The sequence below is a fragment of the Leptospira fletcheri genome (genome assembly GCF_004769195.1).
Classification (GTDB): Bacteria; Spirochaetota; Leptospiria; order Leptospirales; family Leptospiraceae; genus Leptospira_B; species Leptospira_B fletcheri.
Genome location: NZ_RQET01000013.1, coordinates 228,746 through 255,084 on the forward strand (window position 1 = coordinate 228,746; position 26,339 = coordinate 255,084).

General features: G+C 47.2%; 25 protein-coding genes. 10 read left to right on the forward strand and 15 right to left on the reverse strand.

All coding sequences use genetic code 11. The annotated features are described in order from the left end of the window. The first annotated feature begins 254 nt into the window (after positions 1-254). Both EHO60_RS15840 and EHO60_RS15845 read left to right on the forward strand, forming a co-directional pair. Entirely contained in the window at positions 255-1,622 is a 1,368-nt protein-coding gene (locus tag EHO60_RS15840) for a histidine kinase dimerization/phosphoacceptor domain -containing protein (protein WP_135769180.1), read from the forward strand. Between the two features lie 90 nt (positions 1,623-1,712). Further along, the gene (locus EHO60_RS15845; RefSeq protein ID WP_135769181.1) at positions 1,713-2,537 is read left to right on the forward strand and encodes a crotonase/enoyl-CoA hydratase family protein; all 825 of its coding nucleotides are present in this window, start codon (positions 1,713-1,715) and stop codon (positions 2,535-2,537) included. A 10-nt stretch (positions 2,538-2,547) separates the two neighbouring features. On the opposite strand, the gene EHO60_RS15850 is transcribed toward EHO60_RS15845, so the two are convergent. Beyond that, positions 2,548-2,727, reverse strand: coding sequence for a hypothetical protein (locus EHO60_RS15850; RefSeq protein ID WP_135769182.1), 180 nt, complete (start codon positions 2,725-2,727; stop codon positions 2,548-2,550). Positions 2,728-2,857: 130 nt separating this feature from the next. On the opposite strand from EHO60_RS15850, the gene EHO60_RS15855 reads away from it, so the two are divergent. Then, complete coding sequence (locus EHO60_RS15855) at positions 2,858-3,706, forward strand: tetratricopeptide repeat protein (protein WP_135769183.1); 849 nt, start codon at positions 2,858-2,860, stop codon at positions 3,704-3,706. A gap of 26 nt (positions 3,707-3,732) precedes the next feature. Here the strand turns inward: EHO60_RS15855 and EHO60_RS15860 are convergent, their stop codons facing one another. The 5 genes from EHO60_RS15860 to EHO60_RS15880 all read right to left on the reverse strand — a co-directional run bounded on the left by EHO60_RS15860 (position 3,733) and on the right by EHO60_RS15880 (position 9,367). Then, entirely contained in the window at positions 3,733-5,049 is a 1,317-nt protein-coding gene (locus EHO60_RS15860) for a hypothetical protein (protein ID WP_135769184.1), read from the reverse strand. Between the two features lie 74 nt (positions 5,050-5,123). Then, entirely contained in the window at positions 5,124-5,888 is a 765-nt protein-coding gene (locus tag EHO60_RS15865; protein ID WP_135769185.1) for an LIC_10740 family protein, read from the reverse strand. Continuing rightward, positions 5,869-6,963, reverse strand: coding sequence for an N-acetylmuramoyl-L-alanine amidase family protein (locus EHO60_RS15870; RefSeq protein ID WP_135769186.1), 1,095 nt, complete (start codon positions 6,961-6,963; stop codon positions 5,869-5,871). The genes EHO60_RS15865 and EHO60_RS15870 overlap by 20 nt, the downstream gene beginning before the upstream one ends. Continuing rightward, positions 6,930-8,570, reverse strand: a complete 1,641-nt coding sequence (locus tag EHO60_RS15875; protein ID WP_135769187.1) for a DEAD/DEAH box helicase — start codon at positions 8,568-8,570, stop codon at positions 6,930-6,932. Before EHO60_RS15875 ends, EHO60_RS15870 begins: the two co-directional genes overlap by 34 nt. Further along, positions 8,567-9,367, reverse strand: coding sequence for a class I SAM-dependent methyltransferase (locus EHO60_RS15880; RefSeq protein ID WP_135769188.1), 801 nt, complete (start codon positions 9,365-9,367; stop codon positions 8,567-8,569). The genes EHO60_RS15875 and EHO60_RS15880 overlap by 4 nt, the downstream gene beginning before the upstream one ends. A gap of 168 nt (positions 9,368-9,535) precedes the next feature. On the opposite strand from EHO60_RS15880, the gene EHO60_RS15885 reads away from it, so the two are divergent. Together EHO60_RS15885 and EHO60_RS15890 are read left to right on the forward strand one after the other, a co-directional pair. After that, entirely contained in the window at positions 9,536-9,994 is a 459-nt protein-coding gene (locus tag EHO60_RS15885) for a RidA family protein (protein WP_135769189.1), read from the forward strand. Positions 9,995-9,997: 3 nt separating this feature from the next. Further along, positions 9,998-10,519, forward strand: a complete 522-nt coding sequence (locus EHO60_RS15890) for a hypothetical protein (protein WP_135769190.1) — start codon at positions 9,998-10,000, stop codon at positions 10,517-10,519. Positions 10,520-10,741: 222 nt separating this feature from the next. Here EHO60_RS15890 and EHO60_RS15895 read toward each other — a convergent pair whose 3' ends face one another. After that, on the reverse strand, positions 10,742-12,226 hold the full coding sequence (locus EHO60_RS15895) for a hypothetical protein (protein WP_246028348.1): 1,485 nt from the start codon (positions 12,224-12,226) through the stop codon (positions 10,742-10,744). Positions 12,227-12,665: 439 nt separating this feature from the next. On the opposite strand from EHO60_RS15895, the gene EHO60_RS15900 reads away from it, so the two are divergent. Further along, positions 12,666-14,381 (forward strand): methyl-accepting chemotaxis protein, encoded by a 1,716-nt coding sequence (locus EHO60_RS15900; RefSeq protein WP_135769191.1) that lies wholly within the window; start codon positions 12,666-12,668, stop codon positions 14,379-14,381. Between the two features lie 25 nt (positions 14,382-14,406). Here EHO60_RS15900 and EHO60_RS15905 read toward each other — a convergent pair whose 3' ends face one another. Further along, a complete protein-coding gene (locus EHO60_RS15905; RefSeq protein WP_135769192.1) occupies positions 14,407-15,147 on the reverse strand; it encodes a hypothetical protein in 741 nt (246 codons plus the stop codon). A gap of 168 nt (positions 15,148-15,315) precedes the next feature. Then, a complete protein-coding gene (locus tag EHO60_RS15910; protein ID WP_135769193.1) occupies positions 15,316-16,347 on the reverse strand; it encodes a zinc-binding dehydrogenase in 1,032 nt (343 codons plus the stop codon). Positions 16,348-16,614: 267 nt separating this feature from the next. Here EHO60_RS15910 and EHO60_RS15915 point away from each other — a divergent pair, with 267 nt between their 5' ends. Both EHO60_RS15915 and EHO60_RS15920 read left to right on the forward strand, forming a co-directional pair. Beyond that, entirely contained in the window at positions 16,615-17,199 is a 585-nt protein-coding gene (locus EHO60_RS15915; RefSeq protein WP_135769194.1) for a PaaI family thioesterase, read from the forward strand. Between the two features lie 56 nt (positions 17,200-17,255). Beyond that, positions 17,256-17,873, forward strand: a complete 618-nt coding sequence (locus EHO60_RS15920) for a glutathione S-transferase family protein (RefSeq protein WP_135769195.1) — start codon at positions 17,256-17,258, stop codon at positions 17,871-17,873. A gap of 52 nt (positions 17,874-17,925) precedes the next feature. Here the strand turns inward: EHO60_RS15920 and EHO60_RS15925 are convergent, their stop codons facing one another. Both EHO60_RS15925 and EHO60_RS15930 read right to left on the reverse strand, forming a co-directional pair. Beyond that, positions 17,926-18,312: a hypothetical protein gene (locus tag EHO60_RS15925; RefSeq protein WP_135769196.1), complete on the reverse strand. Its 387-nt coding sequence runs from the start codon at positions 18,310-18,312 to the stop codon at positions 17,926-17,928. 63 nt (positions 18,313-18,375) lie between these two features. Then, positions 18,376-20,268 carry a PAS domain-containing sensor histidine kinase gene (locus EHO60_RS15930; protein ID WP_135769197.1) on the reverse strand — a complete coding sequence of 631 codons (1,893 nt, stop codon included), beginning with the start codon at positions 20,266-20,268 and terminating at the stop codon, positions 18,376-18,378. Between the two features lie 83 nt (positions 20,269-20,351). Between EHO60_RS15930 and EHO60_RS15935 the strand changes: the two genes are divergently transcribed. Further along, positions 20,352-21,575, forward strand: a complete 1,224-nt coding sequence (locus EHO60_RS15935; RefSeq protein WP_246028349.1) for an alpha/beta hydrolase — start codon at positions 20,352-20,354, stop codon at positions 21,573-21,575. Positions 21,576-21,760: 185 nt separating this feature from the next. Continuing rightward, positions 21,761-22,930 (forward strand): PilZ domain-containing protein, encoded by a 1,170-nt coding sequence (locus tag EHO60_RS15940; RefSeq protein ID WP_135769198.1) that lies wholly within the window; start codon positions 21,761-21,763, stop codon positions 22,928-22,930. A gap of 24 nt (positions 22,931-22,954) precedes the next feature. Here EHO60_RS15940 and EHO60_RS15945 read toward each other — a convergent pair whose 3' ends face one another. Genes EHO60_RS15945 through EHO60_RS15960 form a run of 4 tightly spaced genes read right to left on the reverse strand, consistent with a single transcriptional unit; the run spans position 22,955 to position 26,328 of the window. After that, positions 22,955-23,692, reverse strand: a complete 738-nt coding sequence (locus EHO60_RS15945; RefSeq protein ID WP_135769199.1) for a histidine phosphatase family protein — start codon at positions 23,690-23,692, stop codon at positions 22,955-22,957. A 6-nt stretch (positions 23,693-23,698) separates the two neighbouring features. Further along, positions 23,699-24,097: a DUF6285 domain-containing protein gene (locus tag EHO60_RS15950; protein ID WP_135769200.1), complete on the reverse strand. Its 399-nt coding sequence runs from the start codon at positions 24,095-24,097 to the stop codon at positions 23,699-23,701. Between the two features lie 9 nt (positions 24,098-24,106). Further along, the gene (locus EHO60_RS15955; RefSeq protein WP_135769201.1) at positions 24,107-25,150 is read right to left on the reverse strand and encodes a phosphotransferase family protein; all 1,044 of its coding nucleotides are present in this window, start codon (positions 25,148-25,150) and stop codon (positions 24,107-24,109) included. Positions 25,151-25,152: 2 nt separating this feature from the next. Continuing rightward, the gene (locus tag EHO60_RS15960; RefSeq protein WP_135769202.1) at positions 25,153-26,328 is read right to left on the reverse strand and encodes an acyl-CoA dehydrogenase family protein; all 1,176 of its coding nucleotides are present in this window, start codon (positions 26,326-26,328) and stop codon (positions 25,153-25,155) included. Positions 26,329-26,339: the final 11 nt, after the last annotated feature.

Below are 26,339 nucleotides of genomic sequence, written 5' to 3' on the forward strand. Positions count from 1 at the left end.
GGATTAATTTCTTCTATAAGAGACAGAAGAAATTTTTGAACATATGTTCGAAAGAGAAAACGATGCTGTTCCGGATCCCTATTCCGAACGAAATCCGGACTTCATTTATCGATGTGAGTAAAAATTTTCCCCTGTTCCGATTATTGATTGCGTGTGACGTACAGTTCATTTTCGAAACCTTTTCGCCAATATTTTCATAAACGATTTCTAATAAATGTGATTGAAACGAAACGTTTTACTCGTAGATTAGAAGTATGCTTACGAAGCCTAAAATTCTTGTAGTTGAGGATGAGATCATCGTGGCCGTGAATCTTGGCCAGAAACTCAAGAAGTTAGGATACGACCTCGTCGGAATCACTTCGTCGGGGGAAGAAGCGATCCAAAAGGCGGAGGAAAATCATCCGGATCTGGTTTTGATGGATATAAATATAGAAGGGAATCTGGACGGAATCCAAACCGCCGAAGTGCTGAGAAATCGATTTCAAACCCCCGTCATTTATCTAACCGCTTACGCGGACGAAAACACTCTCAATCGCGCTAAAAGAACCCAGCCCCTAGGCTATATCGTAAAACCTTTCGAGTCCGACCAACTCCGTTCTTCCATCGAAGTCGCCTTGTATAAAAACGAAGTGGAATTCAAAAGTCGTAAACAGGAAGAATCGCTTAAATCCACTTTAAACAAAATCGAATCGGGAATCATCACCACCGACGAAAACGGAATCGTGATCTTCTGCAATCCTGCGGCGGAGGAAATGACAGGAATTCCGTTTTCGGAATGCATCGGTCAACCTCTCTCTCGGATTCTTAAGCTGGAAAATTTCGAAGGGGACGCACAAGGAATTCCGCTTTCCGACGTTCTGGAGAAAGGAGCCGGAATCGATTCGGAAAACCGTACGATCGTAGATAGCTTAGGACGAAAAAAAAATGTCTCCGTCAGCTCCTCGCCTATTCTAAATACGGAAGGCGTTGCGACCGGAACGATGATCGTCTTTGGAACCGAAAATTCCGACGATCCGGGACAATCCTATCTTAAGGAAATCCATCATAGAATCAAAAACAACCTGACAATCATTTCTTCGATCCTGAGCATGAACGCTTCTCATCTCAAGGACCAGGAAAGTATGGACATCTTTAAGGAGAGCCAACACAGGATACACGCAGTAGCCCTGCTCCACGAGGTGCTGTACGAAAACCACGATCTTTCTTCCATTAGTTTCGATTTATACGTCCGTAAATTGACGGATCTTCTATTCGAAGTTTATAAAGTGAATCGGGAAAAATTCAAGCTCATCCTGAACGTAAAGGAATGTAGGATTCCTAGCGAAACGGGAATGAACTGCGCTTTGATCATCAACGAACTTTTGACCAACTCCTTTAAACACGGATTCGTAAACAGAGAGGATGGGGAAATTCGGGTGAACTTTCACAAGAACGGTTCGGATTACGTGTTGGAAGTCAAGGATAACGGCGTGGGGTTTCCCGCAGATGCGATACGGAATAGGAGCGCCCATTCTCTGGGACTTTCTCTGGTGGATTCCTTCGTCAAACTGTTACAAGGCAAGATGGAGTGGGAGAATTCTTCCGGTTGCTCCGCAAAACTCACATTTCCCGTCCGAAAATAACGAACCGTTCTCCCCGGCCAGGGGTATGTAGCTTTAGCTCCTTTAAAAAATGGTAGCCCTGTCCCTTCCGGCAGGATTATTCTGATCGGAATGAAAACCTCCTTCGAATTTTTCGAGATCGTTCCGAAGCATGACGGAACGGCAATTTTATATCTGAATCGTCCCGACAAACGCAATGCGATGGATTGGAGTTTTTGGCGCGATCTACCCGATGCGATCGAAGAAATCAATTCGGCTTCTTCGATCCGCTCCTTCGTGATCGCCGGAAGGGGAAAATCCTTTTCGACCGGATTGGATCTGGATTCGTTTTTTAAGGAATTCGGAGAAACGGTGCAGGGTACTTACGGAGACGACCGTTTCAAATTCTACGATCTGATTCTAAGGATGCAAAAAGGAATCAACGCGGTCTACGATTCCCCGAAACCGTCGATCGCAGCCGTTCATAAACATTGTATCGGAGGCGGCCTGGATCTGATTTCGGCTTGCGATATCCGTTATGCGACTCACGACGCTTCGATTTCCCTCCGGGAAGCCAAGGTCGCAATCGTAGCCGACATGGGATCGTTGAACCGATTGCCTGCAATCATCGGGCAAGGCCATACTAGAGAGTTGGCGCTTACCGGAAAAGATATAGACGCAGAAGAAGCCCGGAGGATCGGCTTGGTTTCCAAATTATTCGATACGCAGGAAAAATTATTGGAAGCCGCCTTGGCGACGGCCGCGGAAATCGCAGCCAACCCCAGAATCGTCGTCCAAGGAGTAAAGGAAGTGATGAATTTCTGCGAAGGAAAACCCTTAAACGCAGGATTGAATTACGTCGCAGTCTGGAATTCCAGCTTTTTAGATTCCAAGGATTTTCGGGAAGTCTTGGCTTCCTTTCGGGACCGAAAACGCCCGGAATACAATAAGAACTGATCGATTTCGCTTAAGCGTAAATATCGAGCAGTCTAGCTTTCCCTTCGATGTCCTGAGCCTGCAATTTGGATTCCACGCCTACTCGTAGCAGCTTGGAATTCAGATCGGCTTGGGCCTGAAAAATTTCGCGGGGCAAATTTGCGATGCGTTCGAGCATCATGGATTGGCTGGCTTGGTTGCTAATCTCCATAATCGTTTTTCCTCTCCGACGAAAATCCGTCGAAATCGGGGGAAAATCTCTTTCTATCCCCCCATTTCAATCATCGGTCAATCCGAGGAAAACTTGATTATTTTAGCTTTTTTTTTAATCTGTCCCAGTCGTGGGATTCAGGGAATTGATACGCAACGCCATCCAAAGGGAAAGGCAACGGGAATTTACCAAAGCGTTTAATTTGTACAAGGAATCCCTGAATTTCACCCAGAACCCTAAAACGGTACTGAAAGTAAAGAATCGGCAAGCCTGGTGCCAGTATCACATCGGGAATACCCGGGAAACTTTAAATTTGTTCCAGGAATTGCTGGATAAGTTCGTCGGACATCCGGAGAGCCATCTACATTACGCGAACTATCTGATCAAGGTTCACAACTATAAGTCCGCGAAAAAGATATTAAGCAAGGCGATAGAGTCTTTTCCCGATCAATTGGAACTCTATCTGACTCTTGCAAGTCTGTTGAAGGATACCGATCGGTCAAACGAGGCGATTGCCGTCCTGAAACAGGCCCTTTCTCAGGAAAAGCTCTCGCGAGGCAGGGGGATCAAACGTAAGGATATTTGGGCGGAACTCGGGTATCTGTATTTCCAGAGAGGAGATTACAACTCAGGACTGGCTTCTCTCAAGACCGCCATGAGAATGGACGAAGAGGAAACGTTTCTCCATTATGATATGATCGCCCAATGTTATCTGAAGGTCGGCGACCACAAGAACGCGTTGAAATTCATCGATCTTTATATCAAATACTTCGGGGAATCCGATGCGGATATCCTAGTCGTCAAGGCCAGAGCCCACTCCCAGTTGGGTGAAAGCCACTTAGCCTGCGCTTCCCTACTCCAGGCCTATTCCATGGAAAACGGATTGAAACTCTCCGCGGAGGATATGGTCGACTTCGGCCCTCTTTTACAAACCGGGTTTTTCGATACTCTCGAAAATGTGGAGATAGACGAAGCCTGACGATCGGAAGATCCGTTTTCGAATACTTAAAGGTTCTTTAATAAAGGTTTTAGCTCTTCCAGAATCTGCTCTTCGGGAACGGTGATGTCCAGTTTTTCCACCTTTTTCTGGATCCTTCCCGAGGCGACCTCGTCCGCGAGAGACTTGATCTTAGAAAGGATCGCCTCGTCGGTACAATTTGAGATGGAGAGTATATTCGGAATATCCCGTCCCCAGGAGAAACGAAGTCCGGGAGAATCCACGAAAAACGATTCCGTAATTCCGTCATCTTCCTTGTCGATCATCGTGTAGACTGTGGAATCTCCGGTGACCACTACGACCTTCTTCCCTTTGAGGTATTTCTCCACTTTGATTCTGGTATTGGTCATATCCCGGTTCCAAAAATAATAGTACAACTTCTCTATCTCGGCGTCCACCAATCGATCCCGGGCCTTGCGATACAATTCCCCGTATTTCTTTCCGACTTCCTCTTCACCTCTGATCATTCCGTCCACTTCCCTGGGACTAGTGGAATGCAGGTAATAGTCCGGCACTCCGTTCATATGATTGGTAAAAACGTTTTGGTCCTTACGATCTCCAGGATACGGATTCGTTTCCGGACCGGGATTCCGGAGAAAATTAGAGAGGACTCGTTTCCTTGCCGAAACCCTTTCCATAGCTTCGGAGTATTTGTTTCGCAAAGAGCTAGTCCGAGGAGAATCCTTTCCGTAAATTTTTTCGGAGCGAACGTATTCCGCATAGGCGGCTTTTGCGGCTCCATAGTGTTTCAAAAGTTCGTCGTCGAACTTCAACAGTAGATCTAAGCCTTTGGATCTGGGTTCCGGCTCGGGAAGAACGGAATTTGTCGCGGACTTATTCTCGGCGGAGGAAACCGCCTTGGCTTCCTTGCCGGAATCGCCGACTTTAGGATCCGATGCATCCGCTTCGGTAGCGGTTCGAAGAGTTCTCTTTTCCGCTTCCGGAAGTTTTTTATATTCCTGTTCCAACTCTCTCAAACGGGTATAATGGTAAATTTTTGCCAAGTATTCCCGTTCCCGGTCGCGAACTTGGGACGGATCATCATATCCGTCCTTTAGTAGGGTCAATTGTCCTCGGTCGATAATGACTAACGTGGCTTCCGAATTGTCCTTTCCGGAATTTCGGTCCGGGATCGCGTTTCCGTCCTTGTCCACAAGTTGGACATAATGAAAAGCGATACGATCCGTCCGAAAGTCGGAAATATTTCCCACCTCCGGAGCGATCTGAAGATCCGCCGCGGCGAAAAGTCCTCCAAGTGCAAACGCAAGCGGCACGAGAAAAAGACCCGATAAAATACGATCTGAGGAACGTCGGAAAGGAAACATGGCTGCTATGAATATCGGCCGTAACTGGCTCGGAAAAAAGGCGAAACGGGAAAGGAAGAGCGCGAAAACCCGGCCTATTTCGGGTTTCTGATATGGATTTCCGTGAGTGAGTAAACCAAACCTCGGATCTCTTCCGCTTCTCCGCCTAATCTGAATTCGATGCGGTTCAGATCGGGGTCATTCTCGAATATGGTACGTTCGACCGCCTTGAAAGAAGAAGAAAGCAGGGATAATTTTCTACGGGTAATTTCCTTCGATTTTTCCTCTTCCGTCATTTGGCTGGCGTACGTGTAATCGATCCGGAATTTCATCTCCCCGAGTAATTCCTCAAGAGTGGACTTTCTCATATCCAAAATCAGAAGGTCTCCTCGTTTCCAGATCGCGATGACCGAGTCCTGGAGGTTCGGAAGTTTTTTCAGATTTCTAAAATGAACCGCGTCGTTCGGAACGGAAGGATCGAAGTAGCTGGATTCCCCCACTTCCCCCACGAGAGTGAGAACGTCATGTCGGAAATCTTTCCCGTCCAAAAGCACTTTTCGATGGATGGGAAAGGTTTCTCCTTCCCCATCCGAACCGTAGATCACCACGTCTTTGCGCGGATCCAAGTTCGGCAGATCATAAATGGAAAAAGGAAGAAGAAGTTTGAGAGGATTCTTGCCGGCAAGGATAAAGCCGGTCAAGAAGAGAAGGACCGCGATCCAGGAATAGGATAAAAACAACAGTCTCTTGGCTTGCGCGTTGTTCGAAGGAAGAGTGGCTAAGCCGAAAATCCAGGAATAGAACCGTTCCCATCGTTCCAGAAATTTTTCGAAAACTTCTTTAATCTTTTGCCAATTCATAGGCTCGTATTCCTTCCAGGATACTTTTTGCGATCCGGACTTGTTGCGCCTGGTTCGCAAGCTGTTCGGACTCTTTCCCGCTGGTCAGATAGCCCATCTCCACGAGAATCGCGGGCATTAGGCTTCCCCGAAGAACGGAAAAATCCGCCTTTTTTACCCCTCGGGACAATATCTTGGGAGCGAGCTTTTTTTTCATCTCCGATTCGACGCTGTGAGCCAAAGCCCGACTCCTCCTTTGGATCAGGGAAGAAAGCATCCCCGCTTGGATTTTCCGAATATCCGTTCCTCCTCGACGACCGACGATTTTATTTTCCAAGATCGAGGTTTCTCTGGCGGATTCGGTGGAGGGCGTCTGGGAAAGGTAATAGACCTCGAAGCCGTTTACGTCTTCGGAAATCGAAGCGTTGCAATGTAGACTTAAGAAAAGAACGGAACCCCCTTTCTGAGTTTCCTTATTTGCGACATCGGACCTCCTCTCTAGTTCCACGAAATGATCTTCCGAGCGAGTCAAAACGACTCTGACTTCGGGGTACACCTTATTTAGAAATTTTTTCAGGATTCGAGCGACTTGCAAAGAGACGGTTTTTTCCTGGATGCCTTTTCCTGAGGAAGTCCCCGGATCCTTCCCCCCGTGTCCCGCGTCCACGATGATCGAGGCAAGATGCAGCCTTTCGGCTTTCGGCAGGATCTCGAAAGTCAGTTCCGAATCGGAGAATTCGTATTTTACGTCTTCCGAAAGAAGGCGGACAAAGATCGCCTCCACTACTTCCGGAGGGAGTAGAAAATCCTTGTCGCGATATAGAACGGGAAGGTTCGTCTTTTCGAGGCTACCGTTGAAGGAATAAAAAGGGGAACCGATTCGAAAACGAATCTCCCCCGACGGATGAGAGACGGAGCCGACCAGAATGGCCGACTCGAATTTGGTTTGTAAACTCGGGATCCGTTTTCCGATTTCCTCGAAGCGCACATAACGATTCTTTCCGATCGTCGTTATGCGAACTTCGGAAAATAGCGGGGAGCCTCCCGATAGAAAAAGTAGGATCAGTCCCCGAAGAAGGATTTGATTTTTCGCCAAACGGATTCCTTCTTCTTACTTTGATTTTGTTTCGATTCGTTGATGTCGAAAAGGTTTCTCTTTTTCTTATCGTACGTTTGGTTTCGAGAACGTTCTTCGGACTGGAAGGATTTGTTGACGCCGCCCTCTTTCGGTTGGCGGTTCTTTCCTTTTTTCTTATTCTTGGGATTCTTGTCCCTTTTTTCCGCGACGGTCCCCAAAACTGTATCCGCTTTTTGCAGAAATTGTTCCGCTTCCCGAATGGCGGATTCCGGTTTTTTACGCTCGAAACGTGCTTTTCCGCGATCCCGGTTTCTATCCTTGCCTTCCCGAGGTCCCCGATCCCGGTTCTCGGTTTGGAAAGACCCGTTGCGATCTCCCTGTTTCCGATTTCCTCTTCCATCCCTGGATTGCGGTTGCTTTCCGTTCCTTTGGTGTCTTTCCTTCGGACCCTGGTCGTACGCGTCTCCCGCTACGAACGGCTCGAACTCGCCTTTCGGAAAATCCAAAAGCTCTTCCTCGACAGGGGTAACTTCTATCTTTTGTCTAAGATAACGTTCTATCTTTTCCAGTTCGTTATAATCGGTCTCCGAGCAAAAGCTGACCGATTTTCCCAAACGCCCTGCTCTCGCAGTACGGCCGATCCGGTGAACGTAATTTTCGGTATCCTGAGGGAGGTCGAAGTTGAAAACTAGACCGATATTTTCCACGTCGATCCCGCGGCTCGCAACGTCCGTAGCAACCATGTATTTGAAACGTCCTGACTTGAAATCCCTCATCAGACGCAGTCTCTTTTTCTGATCCAGATCGGAAGAGATTCCGGTGACCGGAATTCCGTATTTGCGAAGAGTATGAACGATACGAGGGATATTCGCTTTAAAATTCGTGAATATGATTCCCTGGCCGTCCACTTCGGAATCCAGAATCGTATTCACCATATAAGGAAGTTTTTCTTCCCGCCCCAAGTGGACCAATTTTTGGTCGATCCTCTCGGTGATGAGTTTGTCCGGATTGATCTGGATCTCGACCGGCTCGTTCATAAAGCGATACGCCAGACGCATGACTTCCACGGATAAAGTGGCCGAAAACAGCAGAGTCTGTTTACGATTCTTGCATTTATGGAGCAACCAACGGATATCGTTAATGAATCCCATATCGAGCATCCGGTCCGCTTCATCTAGGACAAAAAATTGGACTTGCTCCAGGTCGGCAGTGCCGCCTCTGGCCAAATCTATCAAACGTCCGGGTGTAGCGACGATGAGTCCGTTTAGACCTTCTAAATCCCGGTTCTGGGATTTATAATCCGTACCGCCGATGATCGGGACCACCCTGGTATCGGTGTACTTTAGGAGCTTCTCCGCCTCTTCGGAAATCTGAATGACTAGTTCCCGAGTTGGTGCGAGGATCAGCGTGCTGACTCCCTTGATTCCTTTGGTCAGGACATTGTGAATGATCGGAACGAGAAAGGCCACTGTCTTGCCTGTTCCGGTCTGGGCTAATCCGGTGATGTCCTTCCCCTCGATTCCGTGGGGAATGGCCTTTTCCTGGATTGGTGTGAGCTCGACGAAACCGGCTTTTTCGATAGCTTTTTGCAGGTTTGGTTCGAGGTTTAATTCTTCGAATTTCATACTATTTTAATCGCGATTAAATGGAATGTATCCGCGTAGCAGGCGAGGTTCGCATAGCGGACAAATAGAGGATGAGGTAGAACTTTTCCTCTCCAACCCTTATCTCTAGTCGGGTGGTAGGACATAGGTTTCTTATATACCGTGCGCCAACCGTACAATTTCAACATTTTTTTCAGGGAATCCGGCGAATAATCCCAAAAATGATCCTTAGGATGCCCGGCAAACCATTCTGTCGGGTTCGTCCGGAACGTCGGGCCGAATAAGGAAGGCAACCCTAAAAAGAGCAATCCGCCAGATCGAACCAAATCAGTCAGTTTTCGAAACACTGCCTCCGCATCCGAAAAGTGTTCCACGACGAAAAACGCGCAGACCGCGTCGAATTTTTCCTTCGGAAGAAGTTCATCCGACAAAAAAGATCCGGAGATCACGTTTAAACCCAAGGTTTTCCGGGCGAAGGAAGCTTCGGTTTCGGAAAGCTCCATCCCTGTTACGGAATATCCCGCTTTTTTAGCCTCATCTAAAAAAAAACCGGCAGCGCATCCGACTTCGAACAGGGTTTTCCCGTTCGGATTTTGGAATCGGGCAAGAGAGGCCAATCTTCGTCGAGCGAGCTCTCTTAATTGGGGCTCATCTTCGTAATACGTTTTTTTATATTGGTTCTTGTATTCCTCTTGGAAATAGGAATCCTCGTATTCTCTTTCTCTCGCCTTTCGGTAGAAATGGACTCCCGTACGGGAACATACGAGATACTCCTCCGGATATTTCGGATGCGGTTTTAAATCGAAGATCGAATCCATTCCTCTACTTTTGTTCTCAGGATTTGCCGGCGTACTCTAGGGTAAAGAAAAATCCGTTTTCCGTTTCCTCCCGAAAGGGCCGACAAACGAAAATCCGTTTCTAAACTGCTTGAAAAAAAGGGTGCCGAGTCTGTTATAGAAGGAATCGCTTTCCGGAGGGGCACTTCCTTGAACGTTCTTGAAAAAATCAAATCTTTGGGACTAGAGTTTCCTCCGGCTCCGAAAGCGATCGCCTCCTATATACCGGCAAACCGTTCCGATCGACTCGTATTCACCTCCGGACAACTTCCGATGAAAGACGGAAAACTGGTCGTTTCCGGTGCGTTGGGCTTCGATCTTTTGGTAAGCGACGTCAAGGAAGCCACCGAGCAGGCGACCTTGAACGGGTTGGCAGCAATCTCCGCTCTGATCGGCGGATTGGACAAAATCAAATCCATCGTCAAAGTGGGCGTTTTCGTAGCTTCTTCTTCCACTTTTTTCGAACAACATCTCGTGGCGAATTACGCGTCGAATCTTCTCTTGGAATTGTTCGGCGAGTCCGGCAGACACGCTCGTTTTGCTGTCGGTTGCGTAGCTCTTCCGCTCGGCGCTCCTGTTGAAGTGGAAATTACGGCAGAAATAGAATAATCCATGCTTTTTTCTTCCTTTTTGAAGGACCTCGGCCTCGCCTTTCCGGCCATTCCTGTCGTACTGCACGGATGGCAACGTTTCTTTTCGGAATTGTACGGTAGATTTAAGGAATTCTTCTTCGAAAAATCCGGAAGCGAGAAATTCATTTTCGTTTTCAGTTTTGCCCAACTTCTTTTCAGTCTTTCGAGCTGGGTCGGCTATAAGATCAATCTTGGATCCGAAGAACAGGAAAACATACGGGTCGCCACGAATATATTCTTCATCCTTCCTTCCTTTCTGGTTTTTTTCTTCGGAGGGTTTTGGAGAAGCGACTGGCTTTATAAAGTTTTATTCGTCCTTCAGATATTTTTAGGACTTCTTCTCGGTCTGGGCTTCTTTATGCCGGATATCTTCTTCGTCAGTTTCAGTAGCGAATCCGACTATGAGTTCAATTGGAAATTTTATACGTTTGCAGGGGTCTGGCTCCTGACCACTCTTCTTGTTTCGGCTTCCAATGGTTCGAAAGAGGGGTTGAAAAGGTAGCCCCACCCGACTCTGGGTGGGGGCCGGTGCGGTGGTACCCCGCGCCAGCATCGATCAACTATCAGAATTTTGTTATTTAGGCAAGAAAGTTTTTTGCAAATTCTTGTAGGAGCTCCTACAAGAAAAGGTTGAAAAAAGTCGTTGCGAAAAGGGCGTTTTTATAGTGGAGAAACGGGCGACAATTGGCCCACGACCCCGCCGCCGCTCTTTCAAAAAACTCCCTTATATCCCTTGCAAGACTAAGTCCATAATTTTAGAAAAAACTTTCCGGATATCATCTCTCGCATCTTCATCGGGAAGAACCTTATGATTCCAGATTTTCAGACCGAAGCGAATGAAGAAATTATCCAAAAATTCGGATTCTATATGCGTGCGCATCAATGTCCGAGCCCCTTCTCGATCCCATCTCAGCACGAAATAGGAACCTTTTCCACCGTTCGCTTTCACTAAAGTCTCCGTAAATTCGTGGATAATGGATTGGAGATTTCCCGGAATGAACAAATTAATCGCCCAACTTGGAGCCAAATACGCGAAAGCTCCGCTTACTTCGAATTTCTCCACCTTGGTCAGTTTCAAATTTAAAACGCCGGAAGAAGGCGAATTGGAAAATCTGCCGAACAATTGGATATCCTCGTTTTCCAATAGTAATCCGTAGAGATTCGCTTCGAGAGAAGCCTTCACTAAAAAAGGCAATTCCGTCAGAGACGAGAAGGAAAATGCTTCTTCCGGATAGAGATTTCCTTTTGAATCGAAAGGAACGATCTTACCGTCTTTTGTATAAAAGCGAAACTTCAACTCGGCAGTCTTGGAGACCAAGCCGAATTGGAGCAATGTTTTTCCTTGCAGATTCGTGATTCTCGCCTTAATCCAACCCAGATATTTGATATCATCCAAATAATCGCCGAGATCCGTAAAATCCGTCGCTAAGGATTGTTCTACCGTTCCTTCGAAATTGAATTCGGTAATCCCCTGTGCTTTCCCTTCCTTAGAAACGCTAAGCAAAGAGCTCAGTCCGAAATAATAATTCAAAAATTTTGCAAGTCCAGGAAAAGAAGAATCGAAATCGTTCAGGACATGTCTCGCTTCATGGTCCTTGATTTTTTTGAAAATCTGAGTGGAAGGCGCCTGAATTGCGGAGACGTTTTTCGGATCTAAAAACTTCAGCCCTGAATCCATCGCGTTTACTCCATGTTTGTGGGTAAACGGACCTAAATTGGTGGAAACATCCAAATTGCCCGAGTAAGAGTTTCCGCCGTACGTAGGTTTTGGATTGTGTCTTAGGGAAAATTCCGCGGAAAAATCACCGAAGCTCTGGATCGGTACTTCTTTCATCCGGATATTCTCTAAACTCACACGGTAGCCGTCCGGAGCGAATTTCCCCTTATAGGTGACAAAATGTCCCCCATCTTCCTTTTGCATGAATTCGGAGTTGAACAGATTTTTTAATTCGAACCTCTCCAAGGAGCGATCCAGATATTTGTGGAACTCCAACGCGCGACCATCGTATTTATTTTTGATCGCTGCGATCTTTAAGAACTGGAAGAACTGGCGAGAAATATTGCGTCCATCAGGTCCGATATGATCCGGAATCTCTTTCAAGGAAAGGGCCGTGGAGGCGGAGCCGGCAACGAGAAGCAGAACAAAACCGAGAGAAACGGCTTGTTTACTTCGAATTCGAATATTCGATTTTTTCTTAATCCCTAACATTCTATCCTCTTTCTCTTTTATCAAACAATTGTTTTATATAAATTCAGTCGTAACTCTCTCAATTTATTCCGAGAGAAGAGTCTGTCAAGTGTATAGCGATCGCTACAATGGCCTTAGACCCTAAAAACCGTCGAGTCCGTTTTCTTACGATTTTTTCCGTCGGAGAATCTATATACTTACTTTAAGACGTTAATTGCAATTTAAAGTCGAATACGTCCGAACAACTAACGAATCTTCAACTCTATACTCTTTGGTGTAAGTATCTTTGATACAATCGGAGAGCGACTTCGCTTATACGACTTCTAAGCGAATTTTGGATAAAAGTCTTTATTTTTTGGCAAAGTTTCGTCTTATTGAAAATCTTAAAATCCAAGCTTAATTCATAAACGATGCGGCCGAATTAAAATCTTGGATGATCAAGAAATTAAGGAATAGATAGATGAAATCTTGGTATTCTCGTTTAGGTCTCAAAATAAAACTTACTCTCCTGTTTTCATCTCTGCTATTGCCCATTTTGATGATTCTCGGACTTTCCCTTTTAAACTCCTCCTCCCGAATTCGAGATATAGAAACCATTCACAACGATAGGCTCATACCGCTAAAACAATTAAAGTCCATATCGGACTACTATGCGATTTCTATCGTCGATTGCGTGCATAAAGTGCGTAGCGGCGCGGTCTCGTTCTCTCAAGGCAGAGAAAACATCGTTCAGGCACAAGCCGGAATAAAGAAAGAATGGACGGCGTATCTTTCCACTCAATTGGTTGCCGAGGAGACGCAGATCATCGAAGAGTTGAAACCGTTGTTTGCCGCGGCGGACAAGGCGGTGGAAGAAGGCAAAAAAACGATGGAATCCGAAGACCAACAACAGCTGGTAGAATTCGCCGAGAAAATACTTTATCCGAATATCGATCCGGTCACGGAAAAGATAGAGAGGCTGATTCAGGTTCAATTGAAGATAACCGAAAGAATCTATACGAAAGCGGAACTAGAGTACGAATACAGCATCGGAATATTTACCGTTACTTCCATTGCTACGATCGCCTACATTCTCATCGCCTCCATCTCCTTTTCATTGCGCCTAGTAAAAGGACTTACGACGGTGACTTCTTCCATAAAAAATGCGGATTTCAGTAAGATCGTCGATGTGCAGCATGACGACAGGAATAAGGACGAACTTTATCTGTTGCTCATCGCCTTCCAGGAATTCCAGGAAAAAGTAAAGAATATGTTAAGTACGATCTTTTCCTTTTCCGAATCCATATTATCCGCTTCCGAAGAACTTTCCAAATCCAGCGATCACCTTTCTTCGAACGCCCAGACTGAATCGGCCTCCGCGGAACAGATATCCGCATCCGTCGAGGAAATCAGCGCAGGAATGGAACAGGTGACCCGAAACGCCGAGGAGCAATATTCCTCCATTGCGTCCTTTTCCGGAGAAATGAAAACGTTGGACACGTTGATCAACAGAGTCGGAGATGCTGTCCAAGGTTCCCTACAAAGCGTTTCCGAAATGGTTCAAAAAGTGGAAGGCGGAAAGAATACCATGGGCAATCTTTCCGGAAGCATGGGTAAGATCGAAAACAGTTCCGTGGAAATGAGATCCATCACCGCCATCATCAAGGAAATTTCCGAAAAAGTGAATCTTCTCGCTTTGAACGCCGCGATCGAAGCCGCCAGAGCAGGAGAGCACGGACGCGGTTTTGCCGTCGTCGCATCCGAAATCACAAGATTGGCCGAGCAGACCGATGAAAGCGCCAAAACCATAGAGGAATTGATAAAAACCAGTAATGCCGAGATCGAATCGGGAAAAGGATTCGTGGAAAACTCCGTCAAGGTTTATGCGGGAATTCTGGACGGCCTTCGGTCGATAAAAGAATCCTCCGACAATATCGTTCAGATCATGCAATTGCAGCAGGAAAAGAAGGAAACCATCCGCGGAGCGGTACAGTTGGTGGATTCGAAATCCGCGGAAATACGAACCTCCGTCAAGGAACAGAAAGTGGCGATCGTCGAAACTGCAAATGCCGTCGCCAATATTTCGGTTACCGTTCAGAGCAGCGCTGCCAATTCGGAAGAGATCGCGGCAAGCGCTTCAGGACTTTTGAATATAGCGAAAAATCTTCGGGAAACTATGAGCTTCCTGAAGACCTAAACCGCTCTCGGCACCCGTCTTCCGTCTATTGTTCCGTCTTGTCCGGGGACGGAAGTGCATCTATCTTTCGTAATATATAAAATACGGGAAAATGCAGGATCAAATCCCAGGTAAGCGAAAGAAAAATCACCGCTATAATCAAAGCCAAACCGAAAAAAGAGGAAATGAAATTCGGAAACGAAGAGAATATGTACAGAACGAAGAAGGGAACAAAAAATACCAGAAAAGAAGTCCACGCGACCTGGAGATAGTCGGATCTTCTCAGATATCTTCCCAACGAGGCCAAGCCTTGCACTACGCTTAGTCTAGCGATCAAAATAGGTACCAGAGTAAATAAGATCAGACCGATCGCAAAAGGAAGAAGAATATAGAGCCTCTCTAACTCGGGCGGCAAAGGGGTTTTCGGATCCTTAACATAGCTTTCAAGATACGGCTTTAACTTCGGACTCACGAAAGGACTGACGACAAAATCGATCAGTAATACCACCGCAAAGCTGAAGAGGATCATCGAAACGAAAAACCGGAGATATGAGCCCCATTGTACCGGCTTTTCGGGCGTCAAATTCGATCGTATTTCGTAGCCATTCGCGGCATAAGTACCGACCACTCCAAAAAAGAGAGCGATACCTAAAAGTAGGGAAAGGCCGGCCCCTCCCTGCAAAGCGGGCTGCACATACATGAATCCGATCAGGAGAAGGGATCTTATCGTGATAATGTTACGGACTTTCCTAAGAGTTGAAATGAATTGAAGGTATTGTTTAAGCATCTCTCAAAATATCCCGATCAGGATTCGTCTTTTCTCCCGCATCGTCCGGCCAAAAAATCGCGTTAACTCTTCAGACTTTTAACGCCCGCCTATACCGAAAATAGAAACATCGCCGCCGGAATCAAGTCGGACACGATCGTCTCGAGATCTTTCCGTCCGTTTTGCAAATCAGGGAGATACGATGATACGGATAGGATTTCCTTTCCGATCTTCCAGATCCCTCAATCCGGAATTGATCTCCTGCAGACCTAGGATTCCTGTAATGGATTTGGAAAGATTCAACTTACCCGCAACGTACAAATCGATCAGTTCGGGGATAGCCCTCCTGTCAGAACCGTAGGAGCCTGCGATCGTAATCTGCTTCTCGATGATCGAAAACGGAATCGCGAACGTAAGCGGATCCCTGCCGATCCCTACCATGACCATTCTTCCCCCGGGATTCATCGCTCTTAAAGATTCTTGAATATTCGAAGTCCTTCCGGAAAAATCGGCCAAAACGTCTATCCCTTTGGAGATTTCCTTCAACGTTTTTCCCGCATTTTTTACTTCCTTTAGATTGATCGCTTCATCGGCGCCGTATGCCAACGCGTTCTGCAAAGCTCCTCGATCCACATCCAAAGCGATCACCTTACCGCTCGTCAAAGCCCTCGCAATCGCGACTCCGTGAATCCCCAATCCTCCGCACCCGAAGACAGCAACGCTCTCGCCGTCCTGAATCCTTCCCCGAAACTTGATCGCATTATAAGGAGTCGAAACGGCATCCGCCAATATAGCCCCCTGCTCGAACGGAATCTTGTCCGGTAACGAATAAAGGTATCTCTCCTCTACCACGTTATATTCGGCAAAACTCCCTTCTCGATCGAACCCGAAGACTCCCAAATTCTTGCATAGATTTTCGCGCCCGTTAAGACAATGTGCGCACTCGCCGCAACTTGTTCCCGCCGCAATCACTACTCTATCACCTTTTTTGAATTTACTTACCGACTCTCCAGTATCTTCCACGATTCCCGAAGCTTCGTGCCCGGGAATCTGGGGATAATGGCTACATTTCAGAGTTCCGTGTAAAACAAGATGAACGTCGGACCCGCAGATTCCGCACGCCTTTATCCTGACCTTAACCGAAGTGGGTCCCAAACGAGGGACTTCGACTTCCCGAATTTCTAAAGTTCTTTTACCGGATTCCAATACTGCGGCTTTCATAAAAACTCCAATCCAAACGCTACGTAGAATAGAATCCGGGAAACTCCGGTCAAGGGATTCTCGCGCTTGGAATTCCCAGGCAAGCCGTGATCGTTTGAAGAGAAAACCATCGGTGAGAATTTTCGGACGGGCTCGATCGTTCGAGACTTAGCGATGTTCGGTCGGATCCTTCCGAAACGAGGTACCGATTTCCTCCTTGTCCCGTTTTCAAAAAGGTTTTCCATGGTACTGTAAGTCATCCTTTCGTATTATTAAAGGAAATACCCTATGGTAGAAGAACAGATCTATCGACAAATCAAAGCCAGCCAAAACGGGCAGGATTGGCATCACACGAACTGCTTCGGCTGTGGACCGGACAATCCAAAAGGACTGCATGCAAGCTTTCCCTTTCACGAAGCTTCGGGAGAAGTCAGGTTCAGTTTCGTAATGGAAAAAGGTTTTGAAGGCGCACCGGGTTTCACCCACGGAGGCGCCTTGGCCACATTAATGGACGAGGCCCAAGGGGTCCTTTGCTTTCACCTCGGGCATTTCGTTATGACGGACCAACTCTACATGAGGTATCTCAAAGCATGTCCGCTCGGAGCGGAAATAGAAGTCCGCTGTTGGGTCACGATGGTTCGCAGGAGAAGATTGTATACCAAGGGAACGGTCCATCTCAAGAAGACCGGGGAGCTATTGCTTTCCTCGAAGGCTCGTTGGTACGACATGCCTGAAAAAGTCTTTGCAAGAATGTTCCAGGGCACATCCTTTCCGATAAAGATGATCGCGCAGGTTCTGGAAGAGAATCAAAAGCGCGGAAAAGAGATCCGGAAACGACTTAAAAAAGAAAGGGCAAGGCAGGAAGGAAAATAATCGAATTCCCGGATTCGAAGACCGGTCTAATAAATCATCCAAGAAGGAGAGAGCGATTGATCGAACTATATACTGCAGGAACGCCGAATGGAAAAAAGGTTTCCATCATGCTGGAAGAAATCGGACTTCCCTATTCCGTCCGAGCCTTGGACCTGGGTAAACTGGAGCAAAAAGAGGATTGGTTCTTAAGAATCAATCCGAACGGACGAATCCCTGCGATCGTGGATAAGGACAACGGAGACTTTGCAGTATTCGAATCCGGGGCCATACTGATCTATCTTGCGGAAAAGACAGGTAAATTGCTTTCCAAGGATCCGAAGCAAAGGTCCGTAACTTTACAGTGGTTGATGTTTCAAATGGGCGGTGTAGGTCCCATGCAAGGACAGGCGAATTTTTTCCTGAGGTATGCGACCGAGAAAATTCCCTTCGCTATTCAAAGATACCAGAATGAAACCAAGCGACTCTATTCCGTTTTGGAAAAGCGTCTTCACAACTCGGAGTATTTGGCCGGTTCGGAACTTTCCATAGCGGACATAGCGACTTGGCCCTGGGTTTACGGACATACCTATTCGGAAGTTTCTCTAGACGATTTTCCGAAGCTCAAAGAATGGCAGGATAGACTTGGAGTTCGTCCGGCCTTTCAGAAAGGAAAAGAAGTCCCGGTCAAAGCCTAAAAAAGATCAGAACGTCGGGAAAACTTCCCGGCGTCCTTTGCTTATCGTCCGTTCATTTCCTAGCTGCGTCTATGGAGGCTCCCACCGTAACGGAAACGAATAGGATCATAAAGTATCTCAGTCCGATCTGAACGAAATAATCGCCCAGAGTCATTTTGGACATAGGCACCAAAATCAACAGATCCAAGCCTAGATTTTCCACCAACCAGATCAAACCGATTGCCGCAAACGTTTGGAACGCGGGAAGAGCAACCCGCTTTGCCATAAGGAATAAAAAAAAGCATCCGGACGCTCCTCCCACCAGGAGCATTACCGTCTTAAATAGAAAAATATCTCCCCTCAGTTTTCCTTCCGGAGTGTAAAACCCGAAAGCCGCTAGGAACGGAATCAACCATACCAAAAAACCGAATAAAAGAATCCGGACTGTATTGTTTTTCACGAAATGAACCTCCGAAACGCAGTTCAGTTCAACGGAAAAGAGCCGGGTGTCCATCCAAAATCGTCAATTTGGAGCGGTAGGAAGCCGGACTTTAAAAGTGGTCCTTCCGGATTTGGACTCCACATGAATCGTACCGTTGTTCCGTTCCAGGATCTTACGGCAAATATCCAAGCCGAGGCCGCTCCCTTCCCCCTGAGGTTTTGTGGTAAAGAAAGGCTCGAAAATTCTTTCCCGAATCTCCGTGGGAATTCCCGGTCCGTTATCCGTTATAAATACGTCCAAAAATCCGCCCTGAGGACGCGTCTCCAATTCCAAACGTCCCTTGTACGAGATGGCCTGAAACGCATTATTGATAAGATTGGCCCAGACCTGCGTCAATTGGTCCGCTTGTCCGAAAGCGATCGAAGGATCGTGGAATTTTCGGACGATCTCCACACCCTGCTTTACTTTACCGTAATATAAGGTAAGAACCAGCTCCAACTGTTCCCTTACATCCACTTCGGTTGCTCCGGAATGGTCCTGATAGATATACGTCTTTAACGCCCGTATAACATGGGAAGCCTTGTTCGCAGCCTCCCGAATCACATTACTATGTCGGAATATTCCGGAAAGATGAACAGCATTTGCCACGATCACGGGAAATCTTTCCTTATCGGCACTGGCGATCATTTCGGACAGATCCTTCCCCTCGATTCCCAGCTCGGCCAAATTGTCCGCGAGAGAATTCGCCTTGACGAAACCTTCCTGCTTCAATTGGTCCCTGATATGTTTCCGCTTTTTTCTTTCCTCCGCGGAATCATAGAATTCCGGCAATACACTTCCTTTGAAAAACAACATTTTCCAGAAGTTTTTCTCCTCATCGTTAAATAAGGAGAATTCCTTCAATAACGTTTCCCACGCGTCCCTAAAAACGGACTGAATCCCTTCGTTCGAAGAGATAATGGCTCCTAACGGAGTATTCACTTCGTGAGCGATCCCGGCGATCAATTGTCCGAGAACGGCCATCTTCTCGGATTGTACAAGCTGCCCTTGGGTAGATTTTAATTCGATCAAAGCATTCTTCAAATTTCGAATCGTACTTTCTAGATGACTATTGCTCGCATTTAGCTGTTCCGTGCGGAGGGAAACCTTAATTTCCAATTCCTCGTTCAGTCTTTTTATCTGTTCCTCGGATCTTTTCCTTTCCGAAACATCCCGAACGATGGCCTGGATCACGTCCGCATCGCCGAATCTGACCGAATTCAGAGTCACTTCCGCGGAAAAATTCGTTCTATCCTTTCTGCAATGAGTCCATTCAAAGGTCTGGGGTTGACCGGACATCGCCAGCCCGATTTTGTGGATGGCGGCCTCCGCGGAATTGGATCCGTCCGGCTGGAACTCCGGGGAAAAATCCACCGGTGAATGTCCGATCATCTCCTCCTTCGTACAGCCGAATATCTCCTCCGTCCTGGGATTACAGTCTAAGAAAATCCGGCCGTCGAAGATGAAGATCGCGTCCCCTGCCGCCTCAAACAAGGTTCTGAACTTACGTTCATTTTCTCGGAGCGCCTTTTGTATCTCGGCTCGCTTCACCAAAGTCTCGGCCAATCTGCGTTCCGTACGTTTCTTTTCGGTAATATCTTCGAAAGTTAAGACGAGTCCGTCCACAGACTCATGCTCGTCCAATATAGGAGCGACCTTTGCGTGTATTTGAAAAGACGATTCGGATAGCGAGGTGAAATAAGGTCCTTCGTATTCATAGGTCTCTCCGGAATACGCATGAGTCAGCATGTTGACCAGGTTTTCATCCCGAAAATCGCTGAACGAGGATCCGATCAGATCTTCGCCCCGCATTCCTAGAATTCTCAAAGCAGCTACGTTCGCGTCCACGACTTCCCCTCTACGATTGAAAATAATTAAACCGATAGGAGATTGTTCGAAAATCGTGCGATATACTTTATCCTGCGAACGGTCCATGAAAAATCCTAAGAGATGACGCGGCTTTATACCGTACTATATTTTTTATTCTATGACAATCCAGTATATTTTCGGATCCTACCATGCCTGGTAGTGGAGAGATGAGGCATAAATTCCGTTCGACAGAGAAGAATACGGGTTTTATTCTTCGTCCCATGCCGAACGAGCGGACTCTTTCTTTTTTCTTATTCTGGATCTTTCTTCTCCGCTGTTCCGGTAAAACCGACAATTTCGGACCTAGAATATTGAAAGCCGACAGAACAGGCTCCGGAGTCGTCGTTTTCGTTCCCGGTTATAAGGGTTCGGAATTGATCTCTTCATCCGGAAAACGATTGTGGCTCGGTCCTTCCCAGGCATTCGCTTTTTCGACACCGGATTTGTCTCTTAGGGATGGTGACGGAATCATGGCCGGGGATATCCTCTCTTCCGTTACCGCAATTCCAGGAATCCTAGACGTTAAAGTATATTCTCCTTGGTTAAAGCGCCTAGAATCGGAGGCGGGCCTTGCCTCCTATGTATTTCCTTACGATTGGAGAAAGGATAACGGAAATACTTCTCTTTTACTCGAGACGTTTTTGGAGCGGGTCAAAAAAGAGTCGGGCGGAACGGCTCCCGTCGTGGTGGGACATAGCAACGGGGGAACCCTCACATTGAGTGTCCTCAACCGAAGGCCGGATCTGATCTCGAAAGCGATTTTTGTAGGAGCTCCTTTTCATTCGGGAATCGGATTCTTGGAAGATTTGATGCTTCCGCAATCGACGGGATTGAACGGAAAAATCGCCGATCCATGCGTCGTTTCCACGTTTGCAAGCGTGTACACGTTCTTTCCACGGGAAGAAAGTTTTGACACCCGAGAAGTTTTGAGTGATGCGAAGGGAAAATTCGTAGAGAATCGATTTTTCCGAGCCTCCTTTTGGAAGGAACACGGACTGGGTCCGTTCAGTAAGACCGCCTCTTGCTCGAACCTACCGGAGGAAAAAGAATTCCAACAACGCTTGGACCGGGCCAAAACGTTTCGAGACTCTCTGACAGCCACAACGGGAAAAAATCGACCCTCCGTATTGGTCGTTCGGGCCGTAAATCGACCGACTCTTCGCGTACTTACCGGCGAAAAAACGACCGAAGGATGGAAATGGGATTTCGAGAAAGCCAAAAGGACGAACGGTGACGGAAGGGTGACTGCCGAAAGCGCTCTACCTCCCCCAGGAATCGAATACGAACTCTTCGAATCGGAAGCGGAACATTCCAAACTTTTGAGCGATACCAAAGTGCAGGACAGGATTCTCGATTTCAGTCGGACCAAATGAGGGAGTTTCCGATCCGCAGGTCCGCCGAGAATTTCGACGAGCCGGAACTCTTTTTTCGATAAAAACCCGCGCCTACCGGCCCTCCGATCAAAGAACCGAATGTTTGAATCCGGGAATCTTTCACGTCTATCTTATTAGGGAGAAAGATCCCGCACTTTCGATTTTTCATAGGCCGTTCGTACATCATGGATTTAAAAGAACAGAATTCAAGGGAGATAAACTGGATCGCCGATCCGGCACAAAGGTTTCAGCTCGTCAAAGCCTACTTATTGAATCATACCGTTTCCATCAAAAAGCCCCCTTATTTTTTCGAGGCAATCGTCGTCGAAAGTTTCGAAAAAGAAAATCTGCTATTGATCCATATTCCTACCGGAATCAAACTCGTAAAAGGGGAATCGATCTCTTTTTTTAAGACTTTTGCGAAGTACCTCCAGCTCGATTGCGTTTTCGAGAAGGAATACGAAGAGTACAACTATCTTTTCCGTCTTGTGAACATAGGGATCACCGAAACGGCTCGGGAAGAAGATAGAATTCCCGTACCGTCGGAAGTGGCCTTTGCCAGCAATTTAGTGACCTATAAATTCTTTCCGGGAGACAAAAAAGAAAAAATCCCGAACATAGTGACGGAACTCTTTTCCAAATACCAGGAGAAATTGAGAGAAGGCAATTTTCCCGATTTACACATCGATAAGTTCGGATTCGTTTCGAACCGCAAATTGGAAGTGGTGCGGAAGACGCAAAAGATCCTTTACATTCGCAATTCCGCCGATCCGGAAAATTTTCGTTCTAAAGATCCGTCCTTCGTCGACTTCGCCAAGGAAATCGTTTCCGACATCCCCTTGGCTATACAAACTTATAAGAACGAGAACATAAAGTCGGAAGTCATCATACCCATCGTTTATAGCGACGGCCATTGTGAACCTTTCCCGTTAGGCGTAATTTCTCTTCATAGTTCCGAAAAGAATATCCTCGAAGAGGAAATGCGGGAGCTAGCCTCCGTTGCGAACGAAATAACCGACGTCATCAAAACCTGGAATACATTCCGGACTACGACCTCGTATAAGATCCTGGATATCTCCAAGAAAGGAATGTGCGTTCGGATTCAGGACAAGAAGTTGGCCGATTTGCTTCCGAAATTCAAAACGATAGAATTGGATATCCTTTTCAGAAAGCAGCGACCTCTTCCTATTTCCGGAGAAATACGTTGGTGGAAAAAAGACGAAAAGGGAGCGTTGATTCTCGGCTTAGAATTCCACAAAAACCCGGAAAAGGCGTTAGAGACGAAAAGACTGGAAAAGAATACGGATATTCTGACGCAGCAGTTCAAAAAAATCATCAGCAAACGTGTCTCTTAAAAGACGTCGATATGCGACCTACATTCAGAACAGGGTTCTGTCCGGTTTTTCCGGCAAGTGAGGAACGTTATTCACCGAGACGGGTAGATATCTTCCCCTGACCCAACGGAACGTACTTAAGGAAGTGTTCCAAATCCATGGCATCCAGTCGAAACTTCCCGTATCCTGTCTGAGAATCTTTTTTAGTACTAGCGAGATGGGAGTCCCCGAAGTGAAGACGAAGGTTCTCTCCTTATCCGATGGGGAAAACCATCTATCACAGGACTCCATCACACGGCATTCGAAATCGGAATAAGATTCGATTCCGTGAGGAGTTTCCTCTCCTCCTCTCCAGGAGACCAAGATCTCTTCCGTTAACTTGAAAAAGAGCGCCGCAGAGCGAATTCCTCCCTGGAGTTTCACTTTCGCGAATTGGGAAAGACTCCGATGAAAGTCCGGATTTTTTTCGGACAATATTTTCGCATAGGAACTCCACAATTCAGGGCTGAATTCGTTCCAACCGGAATCCCGAAGAACCAAGGATTCCTCCTCTCTATCCGTCAAAAGCCTCGGATTCACTGACCGCAGTCCGTCCAAAAAAGATTCTGCAGTTTCCTTATGCCTTCGCAAGCTCCCAGTGACGATCCGATCCGGAAGATCTCCGTTTTCTCCCATGTATTTGCCCAGGAGAAAGGATTGTTTCTTTCCGTGGTCCGTTAGAAGATCGTAATCTTCTCCCCGAGAATTCGCTTGGCCGTGTCGGATTAGATGAACTACGGACATGGGTCCCTAGTCTTCTGTAGTGAAACGCGGATTGGTGATCTCTACCTTCTCCTTCACGCTTTCCTTTACATGTTCCCAGAAATCCCGGTCATCCACCGATCTCTTCTCTTTTCGGATCCGATCCCGCAACTCCATATTCCAAGAAGCGGCAAGAACCTTCTTCTCATTTAACGTATTTAACGGCGTCCGTATATCCTTTTCGAGCAGCTTTGCAAGACGGACGATTTCCTTATCCAAAAGCTCTTCCCCGGATCGAATTTCCCGGGAAATAACCCCCAACATATTCCAACTGACCAGGGTTTTATAGGAAAGCAGATCCTTATCCCTGAATTCGGGAAGAACCTCCTTCATTAAAAAATCCTGAATCGCTTCCAATAATTCCGTACTAGTAGGTTTATCCTGCATACTCCCCTCTTAGGATAACGATTCCTCGATCAGACGCATCGCCTCGTATTCCATCTCGCCGGCCCTTCTTCCGATCGCGGCGAGCTCGATTCCCTTATCCTTTCCCGATAAGTGACGTTCGGACTGACCGATACAACCTATGGCCCATCTCAGATTCCCCATCACTTCCCAATAGGTCACTTTTTTGGGATCCAAAGTCACTCCGGCCGATTTTTCGTACGCCTCGTAAAATTCGGAACGGTCCGCAAACCCTCCCGCTTCCTTATTCAGCTTTCCGAAACGCCAATCCCTCATACAAAGCCAAGTGAGATCCTCGTGACGATCCCCCCAATGGGCAAATTCCCAATCCACGATCCCTTGGAGTCCTTCCGGAGTGACCATGAAGTTCCCGGTCCTGAAATCCCCGTGGACGAGAACGATCCTGTCGCTCGGAACAGCGTTCTTTTCCAACCAATTCAGGATCATCTCCATGGCCGGATAAGGCTCTTTCATTCCTTCCAATTGACTCCTTAAATTTTGGACCGATCCGGAAGCGACGACCATATCGTTCAGATCCTGTCCCAGAGAGAGGGTCTTTCGCAAAGGCTCGTCTTTGCATGTTTCCGGAGTGACCGAATGAATCTTGGCGAGGTTTTCCGCGAGCTCGTTCGTAAGTTGTTTCCGGATTTTATTCAGACTAGGATCTTTGACAACGAATCTACCTGTTGCCCTACCGGAGATCCTTCTCATGAAGTAGAAGGGATTGCCGGTGACACCGGGATCCGTTTCCAGCCAAAAAGGTTCCGGAGTTTTTACGCCCGCTTCGAACGCCATTCTACAAACTTTAAATTCGTCTATCCTAGATAGGGAGGCCAGAAGCGACGCACCCTTATCCGTTCTATAGACTGTCTGGTAAGTTCCTTTTTCCTTTCCTTCCGCAACTATGATGTCCGCGGAAAAGTTCTCCTGGCAAGCCCCTCCCGAAAGCGAGATCATATTAGAAATCTCTACTTTTCCCTTCAGCCTTCCTCCGAGATAGGTCTCTAACCTCTCCTTTAATTCCGAATCCTTCACGTTTAAAATTTTTCCTTTCCCGACATTAGGTTCCGTCCGATCACCATCTTATGCGTCTCCGTAGGTCCGTCGGCGATTCTCGCTGCGCGTGCGTCTCTGTAAAAAAGCTCCAGCTTCAGATAGCGGCTGAACCCGTGGGAACCGCAGATCTGAATCGCTCTGTCTACGCATTTGTTCAGAGTCTCACTCACTTGCCATTTAGCGAGGGAAATCGCTTGTCTGGCGTCCCCTCCCTTTCTGAGAATATCCGCGGCCTTTAAAGTAAGCAGAAAGCCGGATTCGATTTCGAGAGCGGCCTCCGCGAACATCCATTGGATCCCCTGTTGCTCGGAGAGCTTTCCGCCGAATAATTCCCGTTTTATCGCGTATTCTCTCGCGATTTCGAGGGATCGACGGGAAAGTCCGATCCATCGCATACAATGCGTTAGACGGGCGGGACCAAGGCGCTCTTGGGAAAGACGGAAACCTTCCGCTACCTTTCCTAGAACCTGGGATTCGTGTACTTTAACGTTTTCGAAATTCAGTTCGCAATGTCCTCCGGGTCCGTGGGAACCGAGCATTTCGATTTCCTGAACCATCGTGTATCCGGGAGCGTCCGTCGGGACCAGAAACATCGTGGTTCGACGAAAACTATCGTTAACCTTAGCCATGACGATCAGGAAGGAGGCTCCGTTCGCACCGGTACAATACCATTTTCTACCGTTGATCACGTAATGTTCGCCTTCCTTAACCGCATTCGTAGCGAGAGTAGTAGGATCCGAGCCGGCGCCGGGAGGGGGTTCCGTCATCGCGAATCCCGAACGGATCTTACCTTCCACAAGAGGATAATAATATTTCTTTTTCTGTTCCTCGTTGGCGGCCAGGTGAAGAAGATGCATATTTCCTTCGTCCGGGGCGTCGCAGTTGCATAAATACGGAGCGATCGGAGAACGACCTAATTCGCTAAATATGAGAGCGGTGCCGACAAGATCCAATCCCAATCCGCCTTCCGATTTGGGAAGGTGGGCCGTCCAAAGCCCCCGTTTCTTGGCTTCCAGCCTCAACGTTTCCGTCAACGCTTCGGGCATTCTCCCTCGATTGTAATCGTAATGATCCTCGGCGGGAATGGCCACTTCTTCCACGAAGGCCCTGGCCTTAGCCTTTATCTCTTCGACTTCTTTAGAGACGGTTAAATCCATAGTAATTTAAA